Origin of the sequence: Pseudomonas sp. BIGb0558 (genome assembly GCF_024807515.1) — a bacterium.
GTDB lineage: Bacteria > Pseudomonadota > Gammaproteobacteria > Pseudomonadales > Pseudomonadaceae > Aquipseudomonas > Aquipseudomonas yamanorum_A.
In genome coordinates, this window is sequence record NZ_JANUEW010000055.1 from 19753 (window position 1) to 30272 (window position 10520).

Annotated in this window: 5 protein-coding genes; all 5 read right to left on the reverse strand. The window is 57.9% G+C overall.

Annotation, left to right across the window (positions count from 1 at the left end):
• Positions 1–12: 12 nt before the first annotated feature.
• The 5 genes from M2400_RS31305 to M2400_RS31325 all read right to left on the reverse strand — a co-directional run bounded on the left by M2400_RS31305 (position 13) and on the right by M2400_RS31325 (position 10171).
• Positions 13–4503 carry a hypothetical protein gene (locus tag M2400_RS31305; protein WP_259201149.1) on the reverse strand — a complete coding sequence of 1497 codons (4491 nt, stop codon included), beginning with the start codon at positions 4501–4503 and terminating at the stop codon, positions 13–15.
• Positions 4504–4865: 362 nt separating this feature from the next.
• Positions 4866–6536, reverse strand: a complete 1671-nt coding sequence (locus M2400_RS31310) for a response regulator (protein ID WP_177044256.1) — start codon at positions 6534–6536, stop codon at positions 4866–4868.
• Positions 6533–8035 carry an ATPase domain-containing protein gene (locus tag M2400_RS31315; RefSeq protein WP_259201150.1) on the reverse strand — a complete coding sequence of 501 codons (1503 nt, stop codon included), beginning with the start codon at positions 8033–8035 and terminating at the stop codon, positions 6533–6535. Before M2400_RS31315 ends, M2400_RS31310 begins: the two co-directional genes overlap by 4 nt.
• Positions 8036–8146: 111 nt before the next feature.
• A complete protein-coding gene (locus M2400_RS31320) occupies positions 8147–9205 on the reverse strand; it encodes a tetratricopeptide repeat protein (RefSeq protein ID WP_177077804.1) in 1059 nt (352 codons plus the stop codon).
• A gap of 75 nt (positions 9206–9280) precedes the next feature.
• Positions 9281–10171, reverse strand: a complete 891-nt coding sequence (locus M2400_RS31325; RefSeq protein WP_259201151.1) for a bestrophin family protein — start codon at positions 10169–10171, stop codon at positions 9281–9283.
• Positions 10172–10520 lie beyond the last annotated feature (349 nt).

The following is a 10520-nucleotide window of genomic DNA, read 5'->3' on the forward strand; positions in this document are numbered from 1 at the left end:
CAACTTAGACGATCAAGGTGTCATGCTCTTCACATTGATATCCAGCGCACTGGCGGGCGTGTACGCGTACTGCCAACCGGATTGTCCGTTAATTCCATCCAGGAAGTTTTGCAGGCCTTTGTCTTTTCCATTACCAAGGTGGTACACGGTCATTCCGCCGCTGACGACAGGCGGATTGCCTGCCTTGATCATCGCCACGTCCAGGTCCGGGCTGTTGGTGTTGAAAAGGTACAGCTCATTGTCGGCGGTTTTTTGAATGTAGACGGTGTGACCAAACTCTCCGCCTTCATTGGCGTGCTTGAAGTTCAGCAGCCCGGACTCCGTGATTTCGGCGGGATTGAAAGTGGTTTTAAGTGCGTCCGGTTTGATTCCCATCAGTTCCAGGTAACGCGGAGAGTAGTTTGTAGATCCTTTAAGGGTCATGCTGTCTTTGACCGCATCGAACACGTCTCCTGAGATGGTTTTTTCCACTTGCCCTACACGCATAGACGCCTCATAACACACTAGGCCTTGACTGCCCAATGCATCCCACTTGGTTTTTAACTCCACGTGAGAAAGAGGCGCCGCCCTAGGGGGCTTGATGGGTGTGTCATAAATTTTTTTAAAGTCTGGACCGAACACACCATTTTTTTGTTGCCAGGCGTTATCATGATCAGACACGGTGAACGTCAACTTGTTGCTGTCGGTGCTTCGCGTTTTATATTGCGGCTTCATTTTCTTATCGCGAGAAAGTCGTTCCAGGCCATTTGCCATATCCTCCGCGTTTTGGAAGTCGACAATGCCATGATTAGGGTCATAAAAGTAATAGGTCCGTTTAGTGCCATCAATCTTTACACCCGCCGCCATAGCGTGACCTGGAATGTCCATCATGACTGACTTTGTAGCCGTGGAGTTCGCCAGCTCTTGAGCAACTTCTTTAAATGAAAGCTCTCGGGTCGGCATCCCTGCACGGAATGCAGTTTCGCCTTCCAGTTGATTTTGAAGCCTGTTGAGCCTGGCGATGAACTCTCTGGAGGCAGGGGCCGTTGGATAGGCTGCTGCGGTGTACATGTTCTTGAGGAGTATCCCTTCGTTCCCTTCCGCGATAGCGGTCGCCATGGCGCGTGAAAGTGCAGCACATTGCCCCTCGGACAGTTGCTTCGTCATGCTCAAATACACGACTTGGGGCATGGGCCTGACGGTTCCGAAGCGAGGTTCGAGATTGTCGATAAACTTGGCTGTTCCACTGCGGCCAAACTCATAGGCGATATCGTCGTACCTCTTGAGGAGCATGCCTGCCTGCTCTGCGGTGAGACTCTTATTGCCCGCCAACTTCATGATATCTGCCGCTTTCATGTTATTGGAAAAGCCCGCGATGGTCTGAGGGTTTCCAGACAAGTAGCCCTGTTCAAACGCATCTTTGTCAGGCCCTCGACGATGAGTGTTAATGGTTTTTTTCCAATCGGTGACAATGTTGTCATGCACTTTGCTGGCGACGCCGTCTGTCCCGGCCCATTTTTTGAAACTTTCGGTATCTATGCGTGCGGAGGGTAGAAAGTCCTTTAGTGGCGGGCCATAGGCTTGCCTGGTCACCGGGTTGTAGTGATGCCATTTGCCATTTTGCAGAATGGCGGGCCCTTCAAGAAACTCATTGTTAAGCTTGAATGTGCCGAATGAGGACGAGTCGAAACGTTTGCTGGCTCTCACGAGATCATAGTTGTCGGCGGAGCCCGCCAGGGTTCTGAAAAATTTTTCGCCCTTGTTGAATCCGGTTTTCCCCAGCGTTGCAATACCGCGCGCGATATCGGCGGCGCCGTCCAACGGATTAAGGACGCCGATGGCCGTCCGTCCAACGATCTTCAGCACTCGGCCAGCCTTGGCCAGTGCCGAGGCACCGGCCGCCAGGGCCTTGGTAGCCTTTGCTGCGGCGCCCAGTCCCATGACGAAACCAAACACATCAAGGGTCAGGTCCACAATGCCGTCACCATAATTACCGGCCATGAAATTCTTGATCGCTGATCTTCCAGGAATCAAATTAAGTAAAAACTCCTGGACCTTTTTATACGCGGGGACTTCGGTATCAAGCGTGGTCGAACCCCAGGCCTGATCGTACAAGCCTTTAATATCAAGGTCATCCAACAACGCCTGAGCGATGTAGGTGGTGCGTGTGCTGTTGAAACTATTCAGGTACGCGCCGGTGATTGTTTTTTCATCAGTCTCTCCCTCCGAGTATTTCCGTGTTTTTACTTCGTCAAACTCCCTGAAAATATAGGTAGAGTCGGTGCGCTGGCGTCCCACCTCAAAATCCTTGAAGTCCTCACGCTTGGTGATTTTAGACGTTTGCAAATTAATCTCGTACGTCGTCACTGGCTTGTTTTTCAGTTGGGTTTTTACTACCAAAGTGTTTGGCTTCATCCGGGTCCGCGTTTCGCGGCCAACGTGGTCTTTTAAAACATCAAACTCTTTGGCAACCGTAATTTTTCCATATTCAAGATTTTCCCGGTCCTCATAGGGCAGCTGCGATATCAAAAGTTTAACCTGGGCGCGAGTAGCATTCTCGATGCCTTCTATATAGGCGCTGAGTGCTTCTTTAAATGCAGGCAGTATGTGCGGGCGACCGCTGGCTTTTTTCAGTACATCGTCGATGTCCACCGCCGCCGATGAAGAGACCCATTTATTTAGATTGGGGGACCTTTTACTTTCATCTATCTCGGTCAATTCCATCGAGGGAAGATCAAATAATCGGTCTTTCATATACAGATCCAGGACGGAATAGGGTCCCGGGAAATCGTAATTGCCAGGGCGGCCCGTGTCGCCCAGGACGAGCGTGATGCACTTTTCCTGCAACTGGCTCTCGGTCATGTGGGGCAGGCATTCTTTCAACTCTGTCAATGCCATGAGCTGCAGGTCCGGCATCGGCGTGCGGTAAGCTTCGGAGGCTTTCTGTAACTCACTGATTTGGGCACTGAACGCTTCGCGGACTCTGGTCATTCGCTCCGGGGTGTCAGAGGCCATGCCGTTGATGATCCCCCAATGTTTAAGCGCGTTTTCCTGCGCGGCATATTCAACTTGGCGCTCCTTGAGGGAGATCGGTGCCACGCTGGCATACAGCATGATTTGCCCGTAACTCATGCCTGCCGTCGCGCCTGGCGTTTTAGCCTCGATTCTCCCCACGGCGGTGACAAAACTGACCCAGCTATGGGAGCCGGGAACGACAGTGTCCGGGATGTCCTTGACCAGATATTCGGGTGCCCGGTTCGAAAGCAACACGTGGGCCAGAATCGATGCCTTTTCGGGGGATGACGCCTCGCCAGTCCTGACCATAAAGTCGACGATGTGCTTGAAGATCACCGGTGCAGGTTTGCCCCACGTCTCTTTGTCCATCAGGTCGAAACCGGAGATGACCGTGACTGGCCTGCGCTGGGGGCCGGAGCCGACATAGCCGTCCATATTCATGGCTGCCAACAGCCAGTCCTCGACACTGCCCTTGACCGACCGGGCTTCGAACTTGGCCTGGATCGCAAGACCCAACGCCTGCCCCTTGGGCGAGTCGATGAGCGTCTTGAGCAACTGTTGCGGATTGCGCAGCTCGGACTGGGAAAATGTATTGCCCTGCATCAGGTATTCCAGCACGTTCTTGAAGGCACTCACATCAATGTCGCCGAACTTGCCGTAATGAAGATCGGCCTCCAACTGCAGCCGACTTTGGTGATCCAGTGGTGTGGGCCAGGCTAATGCGCCGCCGTTATTGCCATGCTCGGGGGCACTCGGCTCGGGCCTGAGCAGATACTTTGAGAGGTTTTCCAATTGTTCGCGGTGGGTGGGAATATCCCAACCGTTGTCGTCGATGATTTGCTTCAGGCTGGGGCTTGATTCGTTTGCGTATGGGCTGTCGGAACGCGCTATTAAAAGGGTCTGCTCCAGATACTGCGGGATTCGTCCCTCCCAATACCCGTTTTCTACCTGTTGATCCGCCAGGTACTTGAATTCATTGCCCAGGTTTTGATTGTCGTAAAGAGACGCCAGTGCGGTCTTCTGGGTTGCGAGTTCATCTTCGCTGCGAGACTCATGCAACCCTTCGAAGTAAGGCTCGTCCAGTGTATGGAACGCTTCGTCTGCCAGTATCTGTTTCGCTCGCTGGTGGGTTTCAGCGGGCGATTGCTCCAGTTCCTTGTAGAAGCGCTTGACCAGCCATAACGGGGCGCTGTTGCTGTTCTCGGAAAGCGGAGGCTTGAAGCTTGCAAAGCTGTATCCGTTGGCCACGATCAGGCCTGCGGCCATCACAGGCCCACTGACATTCGCCCAATCCTTGTCTTGCGGACCACGGGTCTGCAAGGACGGGCTCGATGTGAGACTGCGCGTGGTCTTGAACGAGACCTGGTTTGATCCTGGGGTGATTGTCAGCGTGGATTTATCAACATGCGCAGACTTCATCCACTCGGCCACCTGTGGTGACTGGAGGGCGCGCCCCAATTGCGCCCACCACTGGCCAAACGTGGAGCTTGGCGGGATGTTGTCGATCATCAGCCCCCGGTCATGACTGGACATCCCGTTTGTTCGAAGCAGCGTATTGCCATACAGCCTGGCCAGTTCACTGTCGCCCTCGGCCCGCGAGTCGACAGGCCTCGCATCGCTTGCCGAGGATGACCCTGGTTCCGAGACCGTTGGTTGGTTTGCCGAAAGGGGCACCGGGCCGGAATTGACAGGCAACTGGTGCAGGGGGATTACACGACTGGACGAAATCATAATTGGGCGGCCTTCAGGGAATCGTCGGGTTCACCCCAGCAGCATCGCGCGCGCTGAGATATGAACCTTCGTACCCAATACCGTCGTGACGATTCCAACCTGCCGACAATTAATAATTACCGCACTTTGCCGGGCGTGCGTTACGCCCGGATCATCTCCCGCACCTTCGCCGTCAGCAAATCAAAGGTGAACGGTTTGGTGATCATCTGCATCCCAGGGTCCAGAAAACCCCCGCGAACCGCTGCGTGTTCCGCATACCCGGTAATGAACAACACCTTCAAATCCGGCCGTACCTGCCGCCCGATTTCCGCCAGTTGCCGCCCATTCATGCCCGGCAGCCCAACGTCGCTGATCAACAGGTCGATGCGTTGGCCGGACTCGATGATCGGCATGGCGCTGTCGGCGTCGCCGGCTTCGACAAACGCATAGCCCAGTTCACTCAGCACGGCACTCACCAGCACCCGCACGGCCGGGTCGTCTTCGACGATCAGTACGGTTTCGCCTTCGTTGGCGAAGGGCAGCAAGGCCGGGTTGAGCGGTTCATCCACAATCATTTCACCCACAAATCGTGGCAAAAACAGGCTGACGGTGGTGCCTTCGCCGACGACGCTGTGGATGGTCACATGACCGTGGGATTGCCGGGCAAATCCATAAATCATCGACAGTCCCAGGCCCGTGCCCTGGCCGATGGGCTTGGTGGTGAAGAACGGGTCAAAGGCCCGGCTGATCACACTTTCGGGCATGCCGCAGCCGGTGTCGCTGACGCTCAGCTCCACGTAGTCGCCGGGGGTGAGGGTGCCGTAGGCCGCCGTGAACACGCTGTCGAGATGGCGATTTGTGGTTTCCACCACCAACTGGCCGCCGTCAGGCATCGCATCGCGGGCGTTGAGCGCCAGGTTGAGCAGGGCACTTTCCAGTTGGTTGGGGTCGACTTCGGCGGTCCATAGCTGCTCGGTCAGGCGGATGTCCAGGGTGATGCTTTCATTGAGGCTGCGTTCCAGCAGCTCACCCATGGACGCCACCAACTGGTTGATCTGGACCGGTTTTGAATCCAGTGACTGGCGCCTGGAAAATGCCAGCAGACGGTGGGTCAGGGCGGCCGCGCGGTTGGCGGAGGTCACGCCCAGATCAATCAGGCTGTCGAGGTCGTCTATACGCCCCCGCGCTACCCGGCGTCGCAACAATTCAAGGCTGCCAATAATGCCGGTGAGCATGTTGTTGAAGTCATGGGCGATGCCGCCGGTCAATTGGCCTACGGCTTCCATCTTCTGCGACTGGCGCAGGGCTTCTTCGTTGTTGCGCAGCTGGGCGGTGCGTTCTTCCACCTGTTGTTCGAGAGTCTCAAGGGTGCTTTGCAGGCGTTGTTCGCTCTGGCTCAGGTCGATCAGGCGATCCCGGGCTTCGTACTGTCGGCGACGGCCCCGCAGTGCCGTGCTGACCAGGCTGATCAGGGTCACGGGATGGAACGGCCGCTCCAGGAAGGTCACGTTGCCCAGCAGCTTGCTCAGGTGCGACGAGCCGTTCTGCTCGCTGCCGCCGTGATGGGTCATCAGTACGATGGGCAGGTCGGACCACGCCGGCTGCTGGTGCAGATAGGTCAACAGCGGTTCCAGGTCGATGCCATGCATGGCTTCGGCGGCGATGATCAACAGGCCGGCGCCGTGCTCGAGCTCGTCGCAGAGCATTTGCAAATGCCCCGCGATTATCCCGTTGAACCCCGCCTCGTTGAGCATCATCAGCGCCAGGGAGCTGTCGCGGCCCAGGGGGGCCAGAATGATCGCCCGTTCGGAAATGGCCGGCAGGCCACTCATGAACTTTCGTCCTGGAGCAGCGGGTTATCGGTGCCCATGTAGGTGGGCACGCCGCGCAATACACCCTGGAAGGCATCGAGGGGTTCGCCGATGGTCATGCCGCGGCCACCGATGCGGTATTCGCGAATCGTCGATTCGTGGCTGCCGGTACGTTTCTTGATGATCGAGATGGCCCGGCGGACTTTGCCCAGGGCTTCGAAGTAACGCAGCAGGATCACCGTGTCGGCCAGATAGGTGATATCCACCGGTGCCTGCATGTCGCCCACCAGGCCGTGTTGGGCCACGGTCATGAAGGTCGCGGCGCCACGGCGGTTGAGGTACAGCAGCAGTTCGTGCATGTGCAGGATCAATGCGTTTTCTTCGGGCATTGCAGCCTGGTAGCCGTTGACGCTGTCGATCACCACGGTCTTGATCCCGCGCTGATCCACACAACGACGCACCCGGTGGGAGAACTCGCCGGGGGACAACTCGGCGGCATCCACTTGCTCGATCAGCAGGTTGCCGGTGTCTTGCAGGGCTTGCAGGTCGATCCCCATGTTTTTCATGCGTTCGAACAGCAGGCCCAGTTCTTCGTCAAAAATGAACAGCGCGGCTTTTTCGCCCCGGGCCACGGCGGCGGCGGCGAAAATCATCGAGATCAGCGATTTGCCGGTACCGGCCGGGCCGAGTATCAGGGTGCTGGAACCGGTTTCGATACCGCCGCCCAGCAACGCATCCATCTCGCGAATTCCACTGGTCAGGGTCTGGCGGTTGTAGCCGCCACGGTGCTCGGCCGCTACCAGGCGCGGGAATACGTGCACGCCGTCTTCCATGATGGTGAAGTCATGAAAGCCGCCGCGGTACTTCTGGCCGCGGTACTTCACGATCCGCACACGACGGCGTTCGGCACCGTAGTTGGGGGTCAGTTCTTCCAGGCGGATCACGCCGTGGGCCACGCTGTGCACGGTTTTGTCGAGGGATTCGGTAGTCAGGTCATCCAGCAACAGCACCGTGGCGTCGTAGCGCACAAAGTAGTGCTTGATCGCCAGGATCTGCCGGCGATAGCGCAGGGAGCTCTGGGCCAGCAAACGGATTTCCGAGAGGCTGTCGATCACCACGCGGGTGGGTTTGACCCGCTCCACCACTTCAAAAATCTGCCGGGTGGCTTCACCCAGCTCAAGGTCCGAGGAATACAGCAGGCTTTGCTGGTGCTCGGCGTTGAGCAGGCTTTCGGGTGGCGTGAGTTCAAAGATATGGATGTGTTCGTCCAGGTCCCAACCGTGGGACTTGGCACCCTGGCGCAACTCGCGCTCGGTTTCCGACAGGGTGATGTACAGCGATCGTTCACCTTTTTTTGCGCCGGCCTGGAGGAACTGCAGGGCCACGGTGGTTTTACCGGTGCCCGGCTCACCTTCCAGCAGGAACAGGTGGCTACGGGAAAGTCCCCCGGCAAGAATGTCATCCAGACCTTCAATACCGGTGGCTGCCTTTGCTGTGAACAGCTCTTTGGATGTAGACAAGAAGTGCCCTCGGGTCACGTATAAGTAGAGGTGCGCGCCCGCGAGAGCGCGCCATATTTACTTGACCGTGACGCCGTGTAGCGGTTCAACGTTTTGTATCAATTAGCGCTTTTACAGCCCTTGTTGGAGTGCCGGATCGTCCGGGTTCTGCTGTTCAAGCTGCGCCAGCAACACCTGGACATTCTGCAACTGGCCGGTCTCTTTCCAGTAATTGACCAGCAACACCCGCGCCTTACGGTTGGCCGGGTTGCGCTGGACGATTTCTTCCAACTGGCGCTGGGCGGCTTCCAGTTCCTGCTGGGCGTGCAGGGTGGTGGCCAGGTCGTAGCGATAGTCCTGATTGTTCGGTTCCAGCTCCACCGCCCGGGACAGGCTGAGCAGGGCAAACGCGCGCTCCCCGTGGTGCAGCAGCCACATGCCGAGGGCATGTTGCAGGTAGGCCGAATCGGGGTGGGCCTGTAACTGCTTGGCCAAGAGCTGGCGGGACTCGTCGACCTTGCCCTGTTTATCCAGCAATTCGATTTGTGCGACCACGGCTTGCAGGTTGTCGGGTTGCAGGCGCATCGCCTGTTCCAGGGCGTTTTGTGCGTCGGGCAGCAGCGCGCTGTGAATGTACAGGCGTGCCAGCTGGATCCAGCCTTCGGGGCTCTCGGGCTGAGCCTTGAGCAATTTCACGTATTCATCGAGCACTTGCTGCAACGGCCCGAAGTACAGGCCCAGGGTGTCGGGGGACAGCCCCAGCAGGGCATTGGCCGCGGCAAACCGTACGCTTTGCTCGGTGTCATCCAGCAGTGGCCCCAGCAACAACACGCGCTGGCCGCTGGGCACCAGGCCGACGATGCTGTGGATCGCCGCCTCGCGCACCATTGGCGCGTCGTTGGCCAGGTCCTTGTCCGCCAGCTTGAGGGCCTGGGGGCTGGGGTAATTGGGCAGTTCGGCATGCAGGGCGGCGCGGCGCACGTCGGACAAGTCCGGACGGCCCAACTGTTGATACAGCACGCGGGCGGCGCCGGGTTCGCCATTACGTGCCTGTTTCAGGGCCTTGGCATAACCATGGGCGATGGCCGGTGGGACCACTACCGGTGGCGTACGGGTGAAATACCAGGTGATGACTGCGATAAACAACAGGGCGCACAGGCCGACGATGGAGTAACGGCGTGACTTTGACATGCAGGCGTCCGAAAGCTGGGGAGCTAGTGCAAAGCCATCAGCTTCGGTCAGGTCACCGCGAGTGTCAAACCCGCATCACGTCAGCACGAACTCAATCGGCTCCAGGGCCGGTGGCAGCACGGTTTCACCGAGGGCGGCGAGCACTTCGCGCTCCAGGGTGCGGACGATGGCATTGCAGGGTAGGTCGTTTTCGTCGAAGCCGAAGGGGTCTTCGAGGTCGTCGCCGATTTCATCGAGGCCGAAGAAGGTGTAGCTGACGATGGCGGTAAAGACCGGTGTCAGCCAGCCCAGCGGCTCGGCCATGGCGAAGGGCAGCAGGATGCAGAACAGGTAGATGGTGCGGTGCAGCAGCAAGGTGTAGGGGAAGGGCAGCGGGGTGTGTTTGATCCGTTCGCACGAGGCCTGGACCTGGCTCAGGCCGTACAGCCGGGTTTCCAGTTGGGTGTAGCGCCAGTCGCTGATTTGGCCTTGTTCGGCGAGGCTTGAACAGCGGGCGCCGAGGTCTTGCAGGATGCTGTCGGGGGGATTGGGGTGATTGGGCTTTACGTTGATCCAGGGCTTGATGGCGTGCGCCTCATCTTCCAGGCGCAGGCGTGCGACCAGGCCGTGGGCGAAGCCGCAGAGGCCGCGGAGTATGCCTTCGCGCTCGGCAGGGTTGACGACTTGGGTTTCGCGGATCAGCGAGCGTACTTCGATGATCATCTGGCCCAGTTGTTTGCGGCCTTCCCACCAGCGGTCGTAGCAGGCGTTGTTGCGAAAGCTCATGAAGATTGACAGCGACAGGCCCAGCAGGGTGAAGGGGGTGGCGTTGACCTTGGAGAAATAGGCGGGGTGCAGGGTTTCCACCAGTACGATGACTGAGGCGAGCAGGGTGACCATCAGGCTACGCAGGGCGATGCGCTTGGCGATTGAACCCTTGAGGGAGAACAGGATGCCGAGCAGGTTGGGTTTGGGACGGACGATCATGGGCGGGCTTCTTGGGTGGCGCAGGCCTGAAGCTTAGAAGCTTGGGGGTGGAGCGTCCAATCGCTTGGGCTGACTGGGTGATTGGTGGGGTCTATCGTTGGGGCTTTGGTGTACATATCCGTTATTCGGGTAACGGCGGCTTATGGTTTCTGCCCCGTCGCGGCTAAACCGGCGTCCTGCCGGTTTACCCGCTCCTCAATCCCTGCATTCGGCCTCGGGCTGAATGGGGCAGTCAGATCAAGATCAAAAGCAAGAGCACGGCGGCCTGAAAGCCGACCTGAGTGTTAAAAGCAAGATCCAGAGCGAAAGCAGAGCTGCTTTTCTGTGGGAGCTGGCTTGCCTGCGATGC

What these genes read in the sequence shown, in the direction of transcription:
- M2400_RS31325 (WP_259201151.1), bottom strand. Translation starts at nt 10,171, where the DNA reads ATGATCGTCCGTCCCAAACCCAACCTGCTCGGCATCCTGTTCTCCCTC.
- M2400_RS31305 (WP_259201149.1), bottom strand. Translation starts at nt 4,503, where the DNA reads ATGATCGACAACATCCCGCCAAGCTCCACGTTTGGCCAGTGGTGGGCG.
- M2400_RS31310 (WP_177044256.1), bottom strand. Translation starts at nt 6,536, where the DNA reads ATGAGTGGCCTGCCGGCCATTTCCGAACGGGCGATCATTCTGGCCCCC.
- M2400_RS31320 (WP_177077804.1), bottom strand. Translation starts at nt 9,205, where the DNA reads ATGTCAAAGTCACGCCGTTACTCCATCGTCGGCCTGTGCGCCCTGTTG.